Raw genomic sequence first — 18894 nt, 5'->3', positions numbered from 1 at the left:
ACTGGCGTTACTGCTCGGGCATCAGCCGGGCACCCTGTTCGCGGGCCGCCGCGAGGGTGCTCGCCGGATCCTTGCCCTGGAACACCACGGCCTCGACGGCCTCCATCATGCCGTCGCGGATCTGCAGATAGTTGTTGCCCGGCATGGAGATCCAAGGTTCCATCGTCGCCAGCTGGGCGACGTTGGGCTGCAACAGCGGGTTACGGGCGGCCCAGTCCCGCAGGCCCGCCGGGTCGTCCATCAGGCCGGTGCGCAACGGCAGATAGCCGATGCCCTGCGAGATGGTGGAGTAGGCGGATTCGCTGGTGAGGAACTTGATCAGCTCCCAGCCCGCGCGCTGTTTGGCCGGGTCGTCGGACAGGATGTGCAGGGAGGCACCGGAATTCGTCGGCACCGTCGGCTTGCCCGCGAAGCTCGGCATCGGCGCGGCCCGCAGATCCCATGTGTCCTTGGCGCCGGCGACGAAGGTGCCCTGGATGGCGCTGGTCTCGAGGATCATGCCGATCTCGCCGCGGGAGAACGCCTCGTAGCCCTGCTTCTGGTTCAAGCGCGGCATCGACCCCGACTCCACCAGCTGCTGGCCCATCGCCGCGACCGCCACGGCGGGCGGCTCGGCGTAGGTGAGGGTGCGGCGGTCCTCGCTGATCACCCGGCCGCCGTTGGAACGCACCAGCGACTGGAAGCACCAGTCCTTGGCGGTCTTGGTCAGGCAATCGATGTACACACCGCCCTTGCCGGTGCGTTCGGTGATGGCCGCGGCCGCCTGCGCGACCTGGTCCCAGGTGGCGGGCGGGGCGGCCGGGTCGAGCCCGGCCTCGGTGAACAGCGAGGCGTTGTAGTACAGCACCGGGGTGGAGAACACGAACGGCACGCCGTAGGTGTGGCCGTCCCAGTTCGCCAGCGTCTGCGCGCGCGGCGCGTAGGGGTACTTCGCGCCGTCGAAATTGGCCTGCACCTCGTCGGCGCCGACCAGCTGGTCCAGCGGCTTGGCGCGGAGCTGGTTGATGGTGAAGTCGAGATCGCTGAAGCCGAGCTGGGCGACGTCGGGCGGCGCGCCCGCGACCATCTGGTTCTGGATGCTGGAAATGGTGTCGGTGGCCGGGTTGGGGCTGTTGCCCTGCGGCTTCTGCGCGGTCACCGTGATGTTCGGGTGCTGCTCGCGGAACCGGGCGAGCAGTGTGTCGAAGGTGTCGGTCCAGGCGCCCGCGAGTCCGTAGTTGTAGGACTCGAAGACGATCGAGACCTTCTGGTCCGGGGCGAGCTCGGGAATCCGGGCCGCCTCGCCGCCGTCGTCGCCGGTGGTCGGGCCGAGGCCGCCGCACCCACCGAGTGCGAGGACGGCCGCGGACACCAAGCCCAGGACGGGCACGGTGCGTTTCACTGTGTTCTCCTCATCATCGCTTCGAGCGGACCTGATCGCGCGCGATCAGGCGACGGCGACGCGCTCGGCGTCGCGGTCGATCGGGGCGCCGGGTCCGGGGTCGCGCCAGCTCAGCCGAAGCCCGGAGGCGGCGTCGAACAGGTGGACGTCGGCGGGGTCGGCGTGCACGCCGAGCGCGTCGCCCGCGGTGATCCCGGCGGGCCGCGGCACCCGCATGGCGAGGGTGTGCGGGCCGGTGTCCAGGTGCACCAGTTCCTCGCTGCCCAGGTTCTCCACCATGCGCACCCGGCCGCGAATGGCCGGGTCGACGGCGGTGGGGCGCAACCGTTCCGGGCGGATCCCGGCGGTCACCGCGAGCGGGCCGGGGAACTCCCGCGCCGGGTGCGGCAGCGCGAGGTCGACGCCCTCGGCGCTCAGGTGCAGCCGCTCGGCGCGCACGTCCACGGTCGCGGGGAAGAGGTTCATCGGCGGCGAGCCGAGGAACCCGGCCACGAAGGCCGAGCGGGGCCGGTCGTAGAGTTCGGCGGGCGTGCCGACCTGCTCCACCCTGCCCTCGTCGAGCAGCGCGATCCGGTCGGCCATCGTCATGGCCTCCACCTGGTCGTGGGTGACGTAGAGGAACGTCGCGCCCAGTTCCCGGTGCAGCGCGATCAGTTCCGCGCGGGTCGCGCTGCGCAGCTTGGCGTCCAGATTCGACAGCGGCTCATCCATCAGGAAGGCGCCGGGGTCGCGCACCATCGCCCGGGCGAGGGCGACCCGCTGGCGCTGGCCGCCGGAGAGGTTGGCGGGCTTGCGGTCGAGCAGCTCGGCGAGCCCGAGCGCGCCGGCCACCTCCGCCACCCGCGCCGCGATCCGCGACCGCGGGGTCCGGCGCGCCCGCAGCGGGAAGCCGATGTTCTTCGCGACGGTCAGATGCGGGTACAGCGCGTAGCTCTGGAACACCATCGCCAGATCCCGCTGCTGCGGAGCGACCTGGGTGATGTCCTTGTCGTCCAGCAGGATCCGGCCCGCGCTGGGCTCCTCGAGGCCGGCCACCATCCGCAGCAGCGTCGACTTGCCGCAGCCGCTGGGCCCGAGCAGGACCATGAACTCGCCGTCGGCGATGTCGAGATCGACCTCGCGCACCGCGGTCGCGGCGCCGAACCGCTTGGACACCGCCTCGATTCGCAATCGTGCCACGGCCGCTACTCCGCCCGCTCGCCGCGCGCCCACGCCGCGATGCGGGCGGCGATGACGGGGGAGTCCTCGACCCAGGTGAAGTGGTCGCGGTGGGTGACACCGGAGGCCGCGTCGATGTGCCAGCGGGTGAGGTCCGCGGCGGGCATGCGCCCGACCAGGAAGTCCACCGTGGACTTCGGCCCGAGCATGTCCTCGTCCAGCGAGATCACCAGCACCGGCAGTCGCATCGCGCGCAACAGCGAGTTGTACCGTCGCGTGCTGCCTTTGGGCCGGTAATAGCTGGTCAACGAGTGCAGCGACCAGTCGCGCATCACCCCGCCCGCCATCGGCGCCGGAATCAGCACGCCGCCGGGCCAGTGGCCCTTCCACCGCGCCACCAGGCCGATCCACTGGATCTGGCTCAGCGCCTCGTACCAGCGGCGCGGTCCGAACGCCCACCAGAACACCGTCCCGGTGCCGATGGTCGCCACTCCGGCGACGCGCTCGGGCTCCGCGGCGGCGAACAGCAACGCCAGTTGGCCGCCCAGACTGTGCCCGAACAACCGGACCGGCGCCTGCGGGAAGCGTTCGCGCACCGCCGTCACCAGCGCGGGCAGATCGATCTCGATCATCTCCCGGTACCCGAAGTCGGTGTGTTCGCCGAGCGCCGGTCGCGCGTCGCCCTGCGCGCGCAGATCCGTGGTCGCCACCGAGAGGCCCTGCTCGTGCAGGCTCGCCGCCAGCGCCAGATAACGCTTGGCCTTCATCGCCATCGCGGGCAGGATCAGCACCACCGGTGCGGCCGGGTCGGCCGCGGGCAGCACCCGTACGGTGAACACCACGCCGTCGCCGGTCTCGACCCGCAGCGCCTCGAGGTCGGTGAGCCCGGGCCGCCCGCCCGAGGGTGTCCCGCTCATCGCGCGTCCTGCCCGGGCTGGGTGTCGCAGACGTAGTCGAAGCCGAACTCGGCCACCAGCACGTCGGCGTCGTCGAACAGGGCGACCGGGACGGCGATCTCGAATCGCTCGCCACCCGGGGAGGCCAGCACGCCGGCCACGGAGTCGGGGGTGACGGTGGCGATCGCCCGGATGCGTCCCGCGGCCGGCTTCTTGTACGCGGCGCTCGCCCCGCGCAGCACCAGGCGCTTGACCGCGGTCAGGCCGGTGGCGGCGGCACCGACGAAGGCGGCCGCGCCGGCGATGTCGGCGGCGGTGAACAGGGCACCCGCGTGCACGGTGCCCATGTGGTTGGTCACCGGCCCGCCCGCCGGTATCTCGACGGTCGCCCGCCCCGGGCCGATCTCGGTGATGAGGGTGCCGACATGGTTGCCGAACGGGATCAGTGCGCGCGAGGCGGTGCACAGGTAGTCGTAGTCGACGGCGGCGGTGTCCAGGCCGGGGAACCCGGCCGCGAAACCGGTGCGTTCACCAGTGGTCATCGGGATGCCTTTCGGTGTCGTGGCGCCGGTCAGGCGCGCGGTTGCCGGGCGCGCAACGCCCGGCGGGCGATGGAGGAGCGCAGCACTTCCGAGGGGCCCTCGTAGATGCGGAACGCCCTGGCCTCGACGAGAAAACGGGCCACCAGATGGTCCTCGCAGACACCGAGCCCGCCGTGCAGCTGCACGGCGCGATCGAGTACCCGCCAGACCGCCTCGGAGACGAAGGTCTTGGCGATGGACGCCTCGTGCCGCGACTGCGACGCGGTCGGCCCCTGCGCGTCGATGGTTTCGGCGGCGGTGCGGATCAGACCGCGCGCGGCCGCGATGTCCATCTCGCTGTCGGCGATCAGCCCCTGTGCCATGCCGTGTTCGGCGATCGGCGCGCCGAAGGAGGTGCGGGTGGTGACGTGGTCGAGCGTCATTTGCTGGGCCCGCACCGCGAGGCCGAGCCAGTTCATGCAGAACACCAGCCGGGAGGGCGCCAACCGCACCTGGGCCAGCGCCAGGCCCTGCCCGACCGCGCCGAGCACCGCCGACTCGGGCACCTCGCAGTCGACGAAGGTCACCTCGCAGTGCCCGCCGGGTGCGCTGGTGTAGTCCATCGTCGGCATGCGGCGGCCGACCCGCAGCCCGGGGTTGTCGGCGTCGACCAGGAACATGGTCGGGCCCTCGTCGGTGGCGGCGACGCAGATCACGAACGCCGCGCCCTGCGCGCCGGTGCAGAAGTGCTTGGCGCCGTTGATGACCCAGCCGCTGTCGGTCTCCTGCGCGTAGGTCCGCAGCATCGCCGGATCGGAGCCGGCCCCCGGTGCCGGTTCGGTCATCGCGATGGCCGAGCGGACCTCGCCCGCGGCCAGCGGGGCCAGGTAGCGCTGCTGCTGCTCCTCGTTCGCCACGTGCGCGAGCAGGTGGATGTTGCCGTCGTCGGGCGCCCAGGCGTTGAGCGCGATCGGGCCGAGCAGGCTCGCCCCCGCTGCCTCGAGCACCTGCGCCTGCGCCACGGTGTCCAGGCCCAGCCCGCCGTGGCGCGGGTCCGACAGCGGCCCGAAGACACCGGCCTCCTTGGCCTTCTTCTGCAGTTCGAGCCGCAGCGCGTCGTCCATGACCCGCCCGTCGACGACGACCTCGCGTTCCACCGGCACGACCTGCTCACGGATGAACTCGGCGGTGCGCTCCACCAATTGCGCGACTGTAGTCATGGCGCCAGTGTCGGCGGCCACGACGCGCGCGCGCCGGGGCGATAGTCAACGTCGATTGCGCGAATCGACTGGCTGTGCACGCGCTGCGCACGCGGCGGTTTCCGGTGACGGTGATCGCGAGACACCGGCTGTGAGGAGACCACATGAACGACATCACGGCACGGGTGGCCGCGCGTCGTGACGAGGCCGACGGCGTGTTCTCCCTGGAACTCGTCGACGCCTCGGGCGCGGCGCTGCCGCCCTGGACCCCTGGCGCCCACATCGACGTGGGCGTGGGCGCGGCGGGCGTGCGGCAGTACTCGCTGTGCGGTGACCCCGCCGACCGTTCGCGCTGGCGCATCGCCGTACTGCACGAGCCGGCGGGCCGCGGCGGCTCCGACCACCTGTACCGCACCGCCACTCCGGGTGCGCTGCTACCGGTCTCGAGGCCCCGCAACAACTTCGAACTCGTCGCGGCGCCGGAGTATCTGTTCCTGGCCGGCGGCATCGGTATCACCCCGATCCTGCCGATGACCGCGGCTGCCGTGGCCGCCGGTGCGCGCTGGACGCTGTGCTACGGCGGCCGCACCCGCACCCACATGGCCTTCGCCGACACCCTCGCCGCGAGGTACCCGCAGGTCAGCCTGCGTCCTCAGGACGAGACCGGGCTACTGCCGATCACCGAACTGTTCGACCGTCATCCCGGCGCGGTCGTCTACTGCTGCGGTCCCGAACCGCTGTTGGACGCGGTGCGTGCCGAGGGCGCGCGCCGCGGCGCCGAGGTACACGTCGAACGGTTCGCGCCACGACCGGTGGCACCGGCCGAGGACCGCGCCTTCGAGATCCGGCTGGCCGGTGACGGCCGCACCTTCCGCGTCGCGCCGGGCCAGTCCATCGTCGACGTGCTCGAGGCCGCCGGTGTCGGCGTGCTCACCAGCTGCCGCGAGGGCACCTGCGGCAGCTGCGAGACCGGCGTGCTGGCGGGCGCCGTCGAGCACCGCGACTCGGTGCTCGACGACGAGGAGCGCGCCGCGAGCCGAACCATGATGCTCTGCGTCTCCCGAGCCCGGCAGGACCTGCTGGTGCTCGACCTCTGAATCGTCCGGGGGCTGCTCCGGCTCCCGGCTTCCCGGCGCTCGCCGCCGACATCACCGAACCGAGAGGACACATCAGGATGAGGAAGATTGTTGCGGTGGCCGCGGGCCTGGTCACCGCATGCGGGATCGCGTCCGGCACCGCCGGCGCGGCTCCGAGCCAGGACGGGATCGTCGACTTCACCGCGCACGCGACCGACTCGCAGACCATCATCGGTATCGACGAAGGCGCCATCGTCGTCGAGGACTCGGTGCTGAAGATCAAGGACGCCGCGGGCACCGTGCTCACCGGTATGCCGCTGGCGTTCCGCATCGACGAGTTCGAGTTCCCGATCGCGGCCGAGATCTCCGGCCGCACCGCGACTCTCACCCCGCGGATCGACCGCGAGCACGCGGTGTACCAGCCGGTGGCCCTGCCGTATGAGGACAAGGCGCCGTTCAAGAACGAGTACGACCGCGAGGTGGCGGCCTGGAGCAGGCTCACCAGCACCATCTCCATGGGTGCCACCATCGGCACCCTGGTCGGCGGGCTCAGCGGCGCCGCGGTCGGGTGCGTGCTCGGCGGCATCGCCGGCGCCACCGTCGCCTCGGCCACCATCGTCGGCCTGTTCGGCCCGTTCATCCCGGCCGCGGCCATCGGCTGCCTCGGCGGCATCATCGCCGTCGGCGCGCTGGGCACCGTCGCGGGCCAGCTGCTGGTGACCGCGCCGGTCGCGATCGCCGCTGCCATCCAGTACTTCACCACGATCAACGCTCCCGCGCCGCAACCGCCGGCCAAGTAGGAGCGACCAGGCCCGGCGCGTTCGCCCGGGGGACCGGCGGCTCCATCCGATCTCGGTCGGATGGAGCCGTTGTCGTCGGCGCTGCTACAACGACAGCATCGTGCGGTGGCCCAGCCGCGAATCGGCCAACGGCCGCAACGCGATCCGCATGAGAGCGAGCGCGTTGTCGTCACCGGCGATGCGGTTGAGCCGCAGCGTGCCGCAGGCCAGGCACTGGTGCACCAGCGACCATTCGCCGTCCTCGCGGACGGTCAGGCTCAGCGCCCGCATCCGGCCGCGGCAGGATTCGGCCCGGTCACCGGGGATGCGCCGGTCGACGTGCCTGCTGGTGAGGCAGTGCGGGCAGTGGTTGCGATGCGCGGTGCCCGGTGCGGCGACCGGGACGTCGAGCCGGCAGCCGAGGCAGCGGAACGACGTGCCCGATTGCCCGCCGGGGCCGTGCAGCACCGTCTTGCCCCGCTGGCCGCGACCGGCGGGGCGGGTGTTTCGTCGTGGCATCCCGGCCCCCTACAGATCGCCGAACACTTCGAGCGGGAACGGCGGCTCGGCGAGCGGACGTACGGCCAATCGCATGAGGATCAGCTGGTTGTCGTCGCCGCACACCGGGTGCAGGGCGAGTTCGTGGCATCGTGTGCAACGGTGCACGAGGGCCCATTCGCCGGTGCGCGACACCGCGATCGACAGCGGCGCCATCCGGGCGCCGCAGTCGGAGGCGCCACCGTCGACGTGGTCGACGGTGTGCCGCGAATGCAGGCAGCTGGGGCAGTGATTGCGCCTGCTGTGGTCGGGAGCCAGCGTGGCCACGGTGAGACCGCAGCGCATGCAGGTGAAGGTGTCGGTCCGCAGCGCAGCGCTGGGACCGTGTTGGATTGAGGTGTCGGACACCCGGATCACTCCATTGCCGAAGGGGTTGGACAGCAGGAGCAGGCCGAGCGCGCCTCGCAGACGCTAGGGGATGTCGACGGTGGTCGGGGTGATCGGGAAACGATCCGAGACCACGCGGTGAGGCGCTCTCGGCGCGGGCCGGGTCATGAATCAGTCCTTTCCAGCGGGTCGTCGGGAGGCGCGGGGCGCCGTGCCGGCCACCGTAACAACGACCGGACGGGCGACGCCACCGAATTTCCGGCGCTGGACATCGACCCGAATTCGGGTCACGATGCCTGCATGAGTCCCGATCCGCGCGCCGCCACCGTCGACGGCGTCCTGCACCGCAGCGCCGCCCGCGTCCCCGACCGCATCGCCCTGCGCTTCGGCGCCGAGGCACTGACCTATCGAGAACTCGACGACGCCGTCACACGGGCGGCGGCACGGCTGCTCGACCTCGGTCTCGCCTCGGGAGACCGGGTCGCGGCCTACGGCACCAACTCCGCCGCCTACGTGGTCGGATACCTGGCCGCCGCCCGCGCCGGACTGGTGCACGTGCCGATCAACTACGCGCTGCGCGGCGACGAACTGGCTTATCTGCTCGGCCAGTCCGGTGCCCGCGCGGTCCTGGTCGACCCCGCCCTGCGGGGCAACCTCGACGCGGTGCTGGATCAGGTGCCCGCCGAGCGGGTGCTGCCGCTGCGCGACGCCGACGGTTCGCTGATCGAGGCGGCCACCACCGGGCCGGTGCCCGACCTCGACGTCGCGGTGGCCGACGACCATCTGGTGCAGTTGCTCTACACCTCGGGCACCACGTCGAAACCCAAGGGCGCCATGATGACCCACCGCGCCCTGGTGCACGAGTACACCTCCGCGATCGTGGCCCTGGACCTGACCGCCGAGGACCGGCCGCTGATCTGCATGCCGCTCTACCACTCGGCGGGCATGCACGTGTTCATGCTGCCTTACCTGGCGGTGGGCGCGACCATCAGTCTGCTGCCCGCGCCGGACATTCCGGAGATCCTGCGCCGCATCGAGGAGGAGCGGATCGGCTCGCTGTTCCTCGCGCCGACGGTGTGGGTGCCGCTGGCCAACCATCCGGATCTGGACACCCGCGATCTGTCCTCGCTGCGCAAGGCGCAGTACGGCGCCTCGATCATGCCGGTGACGGTGCTCAACCGGCTGCGCGAACGCTTCCCCGACCTCGGGTTCTACAACTGCTTCGGCCAGTCCGAGATCGGCCCGCTGGCCACGGTGTTGCGCCCGGAGGAACACGCCGAGCGGCCCTCCTCGTGTGGGCGGCCGGTGCTGTTCGTGGAGTTGCGGGTGGTCGACGCCGAGGGCAACGACGTGCCCGACGGCGAGCCCGGCGAGGTGCTCTACCGGTCCCCGCAGCTGTGCCTGGGCTACTGGGACAACCCCGAGGCGACCGCGGAGGCGTTCGGCGACGGCTGGTTCCACTCCGGCGACCTGGTCACTCGCGACGCGCAGGGATACATCACGGTGGTGGACCGCATCAAGGACGTGATCAACACCGGTGGCATTCTGGTGGCCTCCCGCGAGGTGGAAGACGCCCTCTACACCCACGAGGCGGTGGCCGAGGTGGCGGTGATCGGCACCCCGGACGAGAAGTGGATCGAGGCCGTCACCGCCGTGGTGGTGCTGCGGGAGAACGCCACGGCTTCCGCCGAGGAACTCATCGACCACGTCAAGCAGCGGCTCGCTCCGTTCAAGGTGCCCAAGATCGTCCGCTTCGCCGAGAGCCTGCCCCGCAACCAGAGCGGCAAGCTGCTCAAACGCGAACTGCGGGCGGGCTAGCGCGCGGATTGCGCTCGCGCCGAGCGCAATACTGGCCCGGCGGCGCCGGTCGCGCTTCGATGGGGGCACGTACAGTCGCCGGGAGAGGGGCGCCGATCCATGACCACCGCGGGCCCGCGCATCGACACCCTGTCGTTCTTGACGCCGGGCAACTACCCCGACGACGATCCCGCCGTCGGGCTGGCGGACACGCTGCGGCTGTTCGAGTTGGGCGAGGCGCTCGGCGTCGACGGCGCCTGGATCCGGCAGCGCCACCTCGAGCACGGCGTCGGGTCGGCGGCGGTGTTCCTGGCCGCGGCCGCGCAGCGCACCAGCCGGGTGGAGCTGGGTGCGGCGGTGATCCCGATCGGCTACGAGAGCCCGTTCCGGCTCGCCGAGGATCTGTCGATGGCCGACGTGCTCGCGGGCGGGCGGCTGCACCCGGGGTTCAGCGCCGGCGTGCCGCCGCACGCCGAACTCCTCGGCGACCGGGTCTTCGACGGTGACTGGCGCACCTTCGATCTGTCCTACGGCCGCATCGAGCGGCTGATGGACAACCTGCGCGGGGAGTATCTCGGCGGCCCGGACACCGTCATCCATTCCCCGGGCAACATCCAGCGCCCCCGGCTCCAGCCCTACAGTCCGGGGCTGCGCGACCGGCTCTGGTACGGCGGCGGCAGCCTGCGCTCGGTGCGGTGGGCGGGGGCGGCCGGGCTGAACCTGCTCACCGGCAATGTCGTCATCGGGGAGCGCAGCGACGACTTCACCACCACGCAGCGGGATCTGATCGCCGAGTACCGCCGCCACCTGGCACCCGGGCGCCCGGGGCGGGTCGCGGTGGGCCGGGTGATCGTCCCGCTCGACGGCGCCGACCGTGCCACCCGCGACCGGTATCGCCGCTATGCGCAGAGCAGGCACGAGCGCACCCTCGCCCCGCAGGGCGAACGGCGGGTCCTCTTCGCGCCCGACCTGGTCGGCACGGCCGCCGAGATCGTCGACCGGCTCGCCGCCGACCCGGTCCTCGCACTGACGACCGAACTGCGCCTGGAACTGCCCTACGAATTCCACCGCCGCGATTACGAGCAGATCCTGCACGACACCGTCGAGCTCGTCGCACCCGCGCTGGGCTGGACCGTACGCACGCCCGCCCACGCCGGATAGAAGTTCCTGTTACCGGTTGTCTCATATATGTGTATGCTCGGCCTGACACCGTCGCGGCCGTGCCGGGCCGCCGCGGGGACGGACCAGGTTCGAGGAGTACCGATGAAGCTACTTCGCAGAGCTCGCCGGCGGCCGGAGACCGATCCGGGCGAGGTCGCCCTGCACGCGCGCAACGTCCGCTTCGAATGGACGGACACGCCGCTGCACTGGATGCCCGCCGAGCCGATCGCCTCGCATCTGATCAACGCGCTCAACCTGCTGCTGCCCGAGGGCGAGCGGATGTTCTGCGCCGCCTACACCGAGGCGCTGCCGCTGGTGCGGGACGAGAAGCTGCGCGAGGCGATGCTCGGCTTCATCGGCCAGGAATCGATGCACGCCGAGACCCACGACAAGGTGCTGCACGAGGTGCTCGCCGTGCACGGCATCGATCCGGAGCCGTACGTGCGGCAGGCCGCGCACCTGTTCCGGAAGACGTTGTGGCCCGCCGAAACCGGCGGAACCGCCGGACGGCAGATGATGATCGAACGGCTCGCGGTGATCGCCTGCCTGGAACACTTCTTCGCCTTCCTGGGCGACTGGGTGCTCAACGCCGACCTGGAGAAGTTCGACGCCGACCCGCGAGTGGCCGATCTGTTCCGCTGGCACGGCGCCGAGGAGGTCGAGCACCGGCACGTGGCGCACGACGTGGCCGAGTACTTCGAGGTCGGCTACCTGCGCCGCTCGACGCTGATGCTGCTGGTCTTCCCGATCTTCCTGGCGCTGGTGCTGCGCGGCACCAAGTTCCTGGTCGCCCAGGACGCCACGTTGCCCGACCTCGGCTACCCCCGGCTGCTGCCCCGTGTCTTCGGCGCGATGTGGCGCGGCGCGCTCCCCGGCGTGCCCGCGCTGCTGCGAAGCGCTCTGTCCACGCTGCAACCCGGCTACCACCCCGAATCGGTCGGATCGACCGCGCAGGCCGTCGCGTACCTCGCCACCTCGCCCGCCGCCCGCGCGGCCGCCTCGTGACCGCCGTCGACCTGCCCGCCGACCTGTACGGGCGACGCGAGCGGGACCGGGCCCTGCGGGTGTTCGACGCCCTCGCCGGGCTGCGGATGCGGTGGGCGGGCCTGGTGCACCGCCGCCTCCCGGTCTCGACCGTCGACGATCGGCGGCTCGCGCTGGTGGTGACCGAACGCCGCGTCGAAGCCCGCGACCAGGACGTGGTGAGCCTGCGCCTGGAAGCGCCCGACGGGCGCGACCTGCCGGCCTGGCGCGCCGGCGCCCACCTCGATCTGGAACTGCCCTCCGGGCGGATCCGGCAGTACTCGCTGTGTGGCGACCCCGCCGACACCCGCGCCTACCGGATCGCGGTGCGCCGCATCCCCGACGGCGGCGGCGGATCCGTGGAGGTCCACGACGCGCTCCCGACCGGCACCCCCGTGATGATCCGCGGCCCGCGCAACGCCTTCCCGTTCGCCGTCCCCGGCCACGGCTCCCCGGCCATCCATCTGCACTTCGTGGCGGGCGGGATCGGCATCACGCCGATCCTGCCGATGGCGCGCCTGGCGCATCGGCTCGGGGTGGACTGGTCGATGGTCTACGTCGGCCGCAGCCGCGACACCATCCCCTTCCTCGACGAGCTCGAGACCTTCGGCGACCGGGTCACCGTCCGCACCGACGACGAGCACGGCCTGCCCGACGCGGCCGCCCTGCTCGCCGGGGTCTCCATCGGCACCGCCGTCTACTGCTGCGGCCCCGTCCCGATGACCGACACCGTCGCCGCCGCCGTCCGCGGGATGCGCGGGGTCGAACTGCACTCCGAGCGGTTCACGCCCGCACCGGTCGTGGACGGACGGCCCTTCGAGATCGAACTGGCCGCCACCGGGGAGGTGCTGCGCGTCGCCGCCGACCAGACCGCGCTGAGCGCCGTGCTGGCGGCCCGCCCCGATCACCCCTACTCGTGCAGGCAGGGCTTCTGCCGCACCTGCAAGGTCCGTGTGCTCGACGGCGTGGCCGATCATCGCGACAGCGTGCTCGGGCCCGACGAGCGGGCCGCGGGCGTGCTGCTGCCCTGCGTATCCCGCTGCGACGGTGGACGTCTGGTGCTGGACCTGTAGCCGTCGCGCGGTTTCCGACGAATTCACTACAGAACGTAGTAGAGGCGCGGGTGATCAACTAGTGTCGGGTCCCATGGATGTCGTCTACAACCTCGTCGTCGTCACGCACTTCCTCGGCCTGGCCGCGGTCATCGGCGGGTACGCCGCCGGACAGCCGAAGGTGAACGAGGTGATGGTGTGGGGCGCGCGCGCCCAGATCGTCACCGGCGTGATCCTCGTCGGTATGGCCGAGTCGATCGACTCGCTCGGCAAGGACCCGAACATGACCAAGATCGGCGTCAAGCTGATCATCGCGCTCGCGGTGGCCGCCTTCGCCGAGATCGGCCGTGCCGATGCCAAGAAGGGCAAGGACGTTCCGTGGATGACCCACGCCGCGGGCGGTCTCGCGATCGTCAACGTGCTCGTCGCGGTGCTCTGGACCTCCTGACCGGAGAGTTCACCGGGTCAGCGGCAGCAACTCGGGACGCTTGGCCTCGATCCCGGCGCCCGAGGACACCCCGCGCACCCGCCGCGCCACCCACGGCAGCATGTGCTGGGTGGTCCAGCGCAGCTCGGCGGTGAGCGCGGCGGCCAGATCGCGACGCAGCGGCGGCAGCGGCTCGCGCCACCGCGCGTCGGCGCCCGGCACGCCGAGCACGTCCGCGACCGCGCGCGCCACCAGGTCGTGACCGACCGGGCTCAGATGCAGCCGGTCGGCCGACCACACCGCCGGATGCGTGGTCGCCGGTACCGGCTCGAAATCCACCAGCGTCGCGCCGAACCGCGCCGCCAGCACGCGCATGTCCGCGTTCAGCTGCCGCACCCGCGGCGAGATCGGCCGCACGAACGGTGCGATGGCGCCGATGTCGGGGTAGGTGAAGGTCACCACGTGCGCGCCGGTCGCCCGTAGCGCCCCGAGCATCGCCGCCAGGTCCGCGAGCAGGGCCCGGCGGTCGAACCGCGGCCGGATGACGTCGTTCATCCCGGCCATCACACTCACCAGGTCCGGCCGCAGCGCCACCGCGGCATCCAGCTGCTCGGCGCGGATCTGCCCGGCCCGGCGGCCACGGATCGCGAGATTGGCGTAGCGCAGCCCGGGGGTGGCGGCGGCCACGAACTCGGCGAAGCGGTCCGCCCAGCCGCGATGGCCGCCCGCGCCGTCCGGGTCGCCGATGCCTTCGGTCTGACTGTCGCCGAGGGCGACGAAACGGGTGTAGCGCGGTTCGGGTCTCGGGTCCACGGTCGACTCCTGGGTCAGCGATGCGGGGGCATCGTCGAGGCATCACCATCGTAGGAGTGCCGCCGACACGACGCAGCGCGGGAAAACCCGGATGACGCACGCGCCCGGCGCCCGTTAGGATCGGCGACGACGCGAGCCGCATCAGGCCGCGTGCGACGGTCCGTCCTCACCACGGGAATCCGGACCGGCACGCCGATGTCCCGCGACACACCCACGGCGGAGAGACCCGCCGGAACATGCCGGTGTGTGCGCCCGGAATCGGCAGTCCGCCCTCGGCGTTCCGGCCTGCCCGCCGGTCGTTGCCGACGACCGGCCGCCGCCGCGCGCCCCCGAGGATCCGCCGTGTCCGCGGCGCATCAGAAGGAGATTCCCGTGACCCCCGCCGCCCCGCCGTCCGCCCGCCCCGAAACACCCTGCCCGCCGCCGGTTTCCCCGCCCCGCACCGAACGGCTGACCGGCGCGCAGGCCGTGGTGCGCTCGCTCGAAGAACTCGGTGTCGAGGTCGTCTTCGGCATCCCCGGCGGCGCGATCCTGCCGGTCTACGATCCGCTGCTGGACTCGCGCCGGATCCGGCACGTGCTGGTGCGCCACGAACAGGGCGCGGGCCACGCCGCCACCGGCTACGCCCAGGCCACCGGCCGCGTCGGCGTCTGCCTGGCCACCTCGGGCCCCGGCGCCACCAACCTGGTGACGCCGCTGGCCGACGCCCACGCCGACTCGGTGCCGGTCGTGGCCATCACCGGCCAGGTGCCGTTGCCGATGATGGGCACCGACGCCTTCCAGGAAGCCGACATCACCGGTATCGTCGCGCCGATCACCAAGCACACCGCGCTCGTCACCCATGCCGCCGACATCCCGCGGGTGCTCGCCGAGGCCTTCCACCTGGCGGCGTCCGGCCGCCCCGGCGCGGTGCTCGTCGACATCCCCAAGGACGTGCTGCGCGCCACCACCCTCTTCACCTGGCCGCCCCGGCTCGACCTGCCCGGCTATCGGCCGGTGACCGAACCGAACGCCCGCCAGATCCGCGCCGCGCTGGCCCTGATCGCCCGCGCGCAGGCACCGGTGCTCTACGTCGGCGGCGGTGTGATCAAAGCGAACGCGAGCAGGCGGCTGCGCGCCTTCGCCGAGGCGACCGGCATCCCCGTCGTCACCACGCTGATGGCCAGGGGCGCGTTCCCGGACAGCCACCGGCAGCATCTCGGCATGCCCGGCATGCACGGCACCGTCGCGGCGGTGGGCGCGCTGCAGAAGAGCGACCTGGTCATCGCGCTCGGCGCCCGCTTCGACGACCGGGTGACCGGAGACCCGGCCTCCTTCGCCCCGCACGCCGCTGTGGTGCACGCCGACATCGACCCGGCCGAGATCGGCAAGATCCGGCATGCGGAGGTGCCCATCGTCGGCGACTGCGACGCCGTCCTCGCCGCGCTGCTGGCGGCACTGCCCGACGTGCCGCGCCCGGACCTGACCGCGTGGTGGGCCGAACTGGACCGGCTGCGGCGCACCTACCCGCTGGGCTTCGACCGGCCCGCCGACGGAGCGCTGGCCCCGCAGCACGTCATCCGTGCGCTGGGCCGCGCGGCCGGGCCGGAGGCGGTCTACTGCGCGGGCGTCGGGCAGCACCAGATGTGGGCGGCCCAGTTCCTGGAGTTCGAGAAACCGCGCAGCTGGCTCAATTCCGGTGGCATGGGCACGATGGGCTACGCCGTCCCCGCCGCGCTCGGCGCCAAGCTCGGCAGGCCGGAGGCGGAGGTCTGGGCCATCGACGGCGACGGCTGCTTCCAGATGACCAATCAGGAACTGGCGACCGCCGCGATCGAGGGCATCCCGATCAAGGTCGCGGTGATCGACAACGGTCATCTCGGCATGATCCGGCAGTGGCAGCACCTGTTCTACGACGAGCGGTACTCCCAGAGCGAGCTGGCCACCCACTCCCGGCGGGTGCCCGACTTCGCGCTGCTGGCCGAGGCATTGGGGTGCGTGGGCCTGCGGTGCGAGCGCGAGGCCGACGTGGACGCGGTGATCGCGGCGGCCCGTGCCGTGCGGGACCGGCCGGTCGTCATCGATTTCGTCGTCGGCGCGGACGCGCAGGTGTGGCCGATGATCGAGGCCGGCGCGGGCAACGACCTGATCATGGCGGCCCGTGACCTGCGCCCGCTGTTCGACGACAGCGAGGATCCCGGCCCACCGCAGGCGCCCGCGCGCGGGTGAGGCGGGCCCTCGAGGAGGCAGCTCCGGGGGAGAGGCTCAGCCGCCGCGCGCGTTGTAGACGGTGAGGCCGCGCTCGACCGCCAGCCGGCCGAATTCGGCGAACACGTCGAGCGCCTGCTCGCGCAGCACCCCCACCACCACCTCGATGCCGCGGCGGCGCAGCTGTGCGGCCCAGTCCTCGCGCATCGGGCCCTCGTCGAAGCCGGTGAGCTGCTCCACTTCCGGGCCCTCGCCGGCCACCACGAGCCGCTTCACCCCGGACCACAGCACCGCGCCGTAGCACTGCGCGCACGGCCGCCAGTTCACCACGAGTTCGCGCTGGGGTGCGTCCGCGGCGCCGAGATCCCAGGCGCGGACCCGGGTCTGGGCCAGCGACAGCGCGGTGACCTCGGCGTGCGCGACCGAGAGTCCGCTCGACAGCACCAGATTCACCCCCGCCGACACCACCTCGCCGCTGCGGGAATCCACGACCAGCGCCGCGAACGGCCCGCCCGCCCCCTCGCGCGGGTTGCGCGCGGCCAGCCGGTGCACCAGGGCCATGCGCTCGGCGTCCGTGGGCAGGACGGCGGGGGAGTCGGCCAGCTCGTCGAACACCCATTGGGGGAGGGTGGCTCCGTAGGAGCGCGGCATGCGCGTCACGTCCACGGCGGTGATCCCTTCTCGTCGGCGGGCCGGTGGCCCTGACCGGAAACCTAGGCGAATTCGGTTGCAGAGCGGTTACTGGCGCACGTCTCCGGCATGTCGTGGTATGTGGTGCCGCTATGGAGATATTGCGATCTGAACATGTATTTCCCTTCCGTCTCGACGCAATGTCACCTTCGGAGCCGACTCGGAAAAGCAGCAGGGACGGCCGGGGCCCGGCTCAGCCGAGGTTCGCGAGGGCCAGCTCGACTGCCTCGGCGGGGGAGTGGGCGATGTGGCCCGTGTCGAGTGGGTGGCCGTCGGCATCGAGGAGTCGCCAGCCGTGCAGGGAGACGACGGGGATGTCGCCGCGGTGGTGGGCGAGGGCCAGTTCGGAGAGCGTGCCCCAGGAGCCGCCGACCACGACGACCGCGTCGGCCGAGCGGACCAGGATGGCGTTGCGGGCCTCGCCCATGTCGGTGTACAGCACCGCGGACAGGCCGCGGTCGTCGATGCCGCAGCCCGTAGCAACCATCGACCGCGTGGCCGGGGCAGGCGGCGGTGCGGTCGGCGTCGGGGCGCACGCCGATGACGAGTCCGCCCGCGGCGGCGGCCCCGTCGGCGACCGCGGCCATCACGCCGGTGCCGCCGCCGCACAGCACCACGGCGCCCGCGCGGGCGAGTAGGCGGCCGATCTCGCGGGCGTCGGCGGCCTCGGTGGCGGAGCAGTCCCGTGGTCCGCAGACGGCGACCTGGACGGGCCGCCGGGTCGATGGGCGCTCGATCATCGCGACCGCCGCGTCGGTGTCGGCCGGGTGCGGTGAAGCGAATCCGGCCGCGCCGGAACGGCAGTCGCGGCACCGTTGCATCGAGTGCAAGGATGCGTGATGAGCACGCGCGAGCTCATCGGTCGACCCTTTCCCGCAGCGCGAGGGCGTCCCGGGGCGCCATCACCTTGGCGTCGTTGTCGAAGTACACGTACACGTCGCCGGTGCGCGCCCACTGCCGAATCTTGCTCGCCCACATGTCCAGTCCCTCGTCGGTGTACCCGCTGACGTAGAGCTCGTCGTGCCCGTGCAGGCGGATGTAGACGAAATCGGTGGTGACCTCCTCGATCAGCGGGTACTTGCCGGCCGCGTCGGCGATCACCAGGGCGATGTCGTTGGCGCGCAGCAGGTCGGTGAACTCCGGTGTCAGGAAGCTCGGGTGCCGGATCTCGAGCGCGTGCCGGATCGGCCGGTCGGCGTCGACGGTGATGTGCGGCTCCCGGACGCGGTGGTCGTGCCCCGCGGCGATCTCGGCGGCCCGCGCGGTGGTGCGCGGCAGCCGGTCGAAGAACGCGGCCAGCACGTCGGGGTCGTAGCGGAACGTGGGCGGCAGCTGCCAGAGGATGGGCCCGAGTTTGGGGCCGAGGGCGAGGACGCCGGAGGCGAGGAAGTTGGCCAGGGACTCGTCGCCGTCGCGCAGCCGCTTCATGTGCGTGATGAATCTGCTGCCCTTGACGGCGAAGACGAAGCCGGGCGGTGTCTGCGCCGCCCAGTTCAGATAGCTCGACGGTCGCTGTAGCGAGTAGAACGACCCGTTGATCTCCACGCTGGTCAGCTGCTCGGCGAGGTACGCCAACTCCCGCCGGTGCGGCAGGCCCGGCGGGTAGAACACGCCCCGCCACGGTGGATACCGCCAGCCCGATGTCCCGATCCGGATCTCGCCCATGCCTCCATGGTCGCAGTCGCGGCCGGTCCTCGGTGGGACGCGGGCGGTTCGCCACCGGTCCGGTGCGGGCGCGGGGACGGTGGGTCGTAGACTCACCTCGCTCCTGCCGCCCGGGTGCGGAATCACCGTCATGCGATCGAGATGTAGTTGAAGGGTTGACGATGGTTCGGGTCGGGTACGAAGA

At 72.0% G+C, this 18894-nt stretch carries 20 protein-coding genes and 1 pseudogene; 9 read left to right on the top strand and 12 right to left on the bottom strand.

Annotated elements, in window-relative coordinates; all coding sequences use genetic code 11:
* Positions 1-7: 7 nt before the first annotated feature.
* The 5 genes from CRM89_RS08105 to CRM89_RS08085 are packed head-to-tail and all read right to left on the bottom strand — an operon-like array spanning position 8 to position 5176.
* A complete protein-coding gene (locus tag CRM89_RS08105) occupies positions 8-1381 on the bottom strand; it encodes an ABC transporter substrate-binding protein (protein WP_098083641.1) in 1374 nt (457 codons plus the stop codon).
* A gap of 45 nt (positions 1382-1426) precedes the next feature.
* Positions 1427-2560 carry an ABC transporter ATP-binding protein gene (locus tag CRM89_RS08100; RefSeq protein ID WP_086846520.1) on the bottom strand — a complete coding sequence of 378 codons (1134 nt, stop codon included), beginning with the start codon at positions 2558-2560 and terminating at the stop codon, positions 1427-1429.
* A gap of 5 nt (positions 2561-2565) precedes the next feature.
* On the bottom strand, positions 2566-3456 hold the full coding sequence (locus CRM89_RS08095; protein WP_098083640.1) for an alpha/beta fold hydrolase: 891 nt from the start codon (positions 3454-3456) through the stop codon (positions 2566-2568).
* Entirely contained in the window at positions 3453-3977 is a 525-nt protein-coding gene (locus CRM89_RS08090; RefSeq protein ID WP_098083639.1) for a YiiD C-terminal domain-containing protein, read from the bottom strand. Before CRM89_RS08090 ends, CRM89_RS08095 begins: the two co-directional genes overlap by 4 nt.
* A 29-nt stretch (positions 3978-4006) precedes the next feature.
* Positions 4007-5176, bottom strand: coding sequence for an acyl-CoA dehydrogenase family protein (locus CRM89_RS08085; RefSeq protein ID WP_098086918.1), 1170 nt, complete (start codon positions 5174-5176; stop codon positions 4007-4009).
* 143 nt (positions 5177-5319) lie between these two features.
* Between CRM89_RS08085 and CRM89_RS08080 the strand changes: the two genes are divergently transcribed.
* Both CRM89_RS08080 and CRM89_RS08075 read left to right on the top strand, forming a co-directional pair.
* Positions 5320-6252 carry a PDR/VanB family oxidoreductase gene (locus CRM89_RS08080; RefSeq protein ID WP_098083638.1) on the top strand — a complete coding sequence of 311 codons (933 nt, stop codon included), beginning with the start codon at positions 5320-5322 and terminating at the stop codon, positions 6250-6252.
* A 71-nt stretch (positions 6253-6323) separates the two neighbouring features.
* A complete protein-coding gene (locus tag CRM89_RS08075) occupies positions 6324-7031 on the top strand; it encodes a hypothetical protein (RefSeq protein ID WP_098083637.1) in 708 nt (235 codons plus the stop codon).
* An 84-nt stretch (positions 7032-7115) separates the two neighbouring features.
* Here CRM89_RS08075 and CRM89_RS08070 read toward each other — a convergent pair whose 3' ends face one another.
* The gene (locus CRM89_RS08070; RefSeq protein WP_086846518.1) at positions 7116-7529 is read right to left on the bottom strand and encodes an RNHCP domain-containing protein; all 414 of its coding nucleotides are present in this window, start codon (positions 7527-7529) and stop codon (positions 7116-7118) included.
* Between the two features lie 9 nt (positions 7530-7538).
* A complete protein-coding gene (locus CRM89_RS08065) occupies positions 7539-7916 on the bottom strand; it encodes an RNHCP domain-containing protein (RefSeq protein WP_041560170.1) in 378 nt (125 codons plus the stop codon).
* Positions 7917-8195: 279 nt separating this feature from the next.
* Here CRM89_RS08065 and CRM89_RS08060 point away from each other — a divergent pair, with 279 nt between their 5' ends.
* The 5 genes from CRM89_RS08060 to CRM89_RS08040 all read left to right on the top strand — a co-directional run bounded on the left by CRM89_RS08060 (position 8196) and on the right by CRM89_RS08040 (position 13376).
* Positions 8196-9713, top strand: a complete 1518-nt coding sequence (locus CRM89_RS08060) for an acyl-CoA synthetase (protein ID WP_098083636.1) — start codon at positions 8196-8198, stop codon at positions 9711-9713.
* A 99-nt stretch (positions 9714-9812) separates the two neighbouring features.
* Entirely contained in the window at positions 9813-10853 is a 1041-nt protein-coding gene (locus CRM89_RS08055) for an LLM class flavin-dependent oxidoreductase (protein ID WP_098083635.1), read from the top strand.
* 102 nt (positions 10854-10955) lie between these two features.
* Positions 10956-11858, top strand: a complete 903-nt coding sequence (locus CRM89_RS08050) for a metal-dependent hydrolase (protein ID WP_098083634.1) — start codon at positions 10956-10958, stop codon at positions 11856-11858.
* On the top strand, positions 11855-12949 hold the full coding sequence (locus tag CRM89_RS08045) for a PDR/VanB family oxidoreductase (RefSeq protein ID WP_098083633.1): 1095 nt from the start codon (positions 11855-11857) through the stop codon (positions 12947-12949). Before CRM89_RS08050 ends, CRM89_RS08045 begins: the two co-directional genes overlap by 4 nt.
* 73 nt (positions 12950-13022) lie before the next feature.
* Positions 13023-13376 carry a hypothetical protein gene (locus CRM89_RS08040; RefSeq protein WP_041560169.1) on the top strand — a complete coding sequence of 118 codons (354 nt, stop codon included), beginning with the start codon at positions 13023-13025 and terminating at the stop codon, positions 13374-13376.
* 9 nt (positions 13377-13385) lie between these two features.
* On the opposite strand, the gene CRM89_RS08035 is transcribed toward CRM89_RS08040, so the two are convergent.
* Positions 13386-14168 carry an SGNH/GDSL hydrolase family protein gene (locus tag CRM89_RS08035; protein ID WP_060590913.1) on the bottom strand — a complete coding sequence of 261 codons (783 nt, stop codon included), beginning with the start codon at positions 14166-14168 and terminating at the stop codon, positions 13386-13388.
* 285 nt (positions 14169-14453) lie between these two features.
* Here CRM89_RS08035 and CRM89_RS08030 point away from each other — a divergent pair, with 285 nt between their 5' ends.
* Positions 14454-16376 (top strand): acetolactate synthase large subunit, encoded by a 1923-nt coding sequence (locus CRM89_RS08030; protein ID WP_228792081.1) that lies wholly within the window; start codon positions 14454-14456, stop codon positions 16374-16376.
* Between the two features lie 36 nt (positions 16377-16412).
* Here CRM89_RS08030 and CRM89_RS08025 read toward each other — a convergent pair whose 3' ends face one another.
* Both CRM89_RS08025 and CRM89_RS31610 read right to left on the bottom strand, forming a co-directional pair.
* Positions 16413-17021 carry a nucleoside deaminase gene (locus CRM89_RS08025; RefSeq protein ID WP_216641963.1) on the bottom strand — a complete coding sequence of 203 codons (609 nt, stop codon included), beginning with the start codon at positions 17019-17021 and terminating at the stop codon, positions 16413-16415.
* Between the two features lie 217 nt (positions 17022-17238).
* Positions 17239-17532: a hypothetical protein gene (locus CRM89_RS31610; protein WP_253805084.1), complete on the bottom strand. Its 294-nt coding sequence runs from the start codon at positions 17530-17532 to the stop codon at positions 17239-17241.
* Positions 17533-17539: 7 nt separating this feature from the next.
* On the opposite strand from CRM89_RS31610, the gene CRM89_RS31605 reads away from it, so the two are divergent.
* Positions 17540-17683, top strand: a complete 144-nt coding sequence (locus tag CRM89_RS31605) for a hypothetical protein (protein WP_253805083.1) — start codon at positions 17540-17542, stop codon at positions 17681-17683.
* On the opposite strand, the pseudogene CRM89_RS31600 reads toward CRM89_RS31605, so the two are convergent.
* Together CRM89_RS31600 and CRM89_RS08015 are read right to left on the bottom strand one after the other, a co-directional pair.
* Positions 17615-17785 (bottom strand): annotated as a pseudogene (locus CRM89_RS31600) (dethiobiotin synthetase); the annotation flags it as partial. The gene CRM89_RS31605 and the pseudogene CRM89_RS31600 sit on opposite strands and share 69 nt — an antisense overlap.
* Positions 17786-17900: 115 nt before the next feature.
* The gene (locus tag CRM89_RS08015) at positions 17901-18710 is read right to left on the bottom strand and encodes a DUF72 domain-containing protein (RefSeq protein WP_098083631.1); all 810 of its coding nucleotides are present in this window, start codon (positions 18708-18710) and stop codon (positions 17901-17903) included.
* Positions 18711-18894: the final 184 nt, after the last annotated feature.

This window comes from Nocardia sp. FDAARGOS_372 (assembly GCF_002554515.1).
Lineage (GTDB): Bacteria > Actinomycetota > Actinomycetes > Mycobacteriales > Mycobacteriaceae > Nocardia > Nocardia farcinica.
Note: the sequence above shows the minus strand (reverse complement) of the source record. Positions and strands in the feature narration are given on the sequence as shown.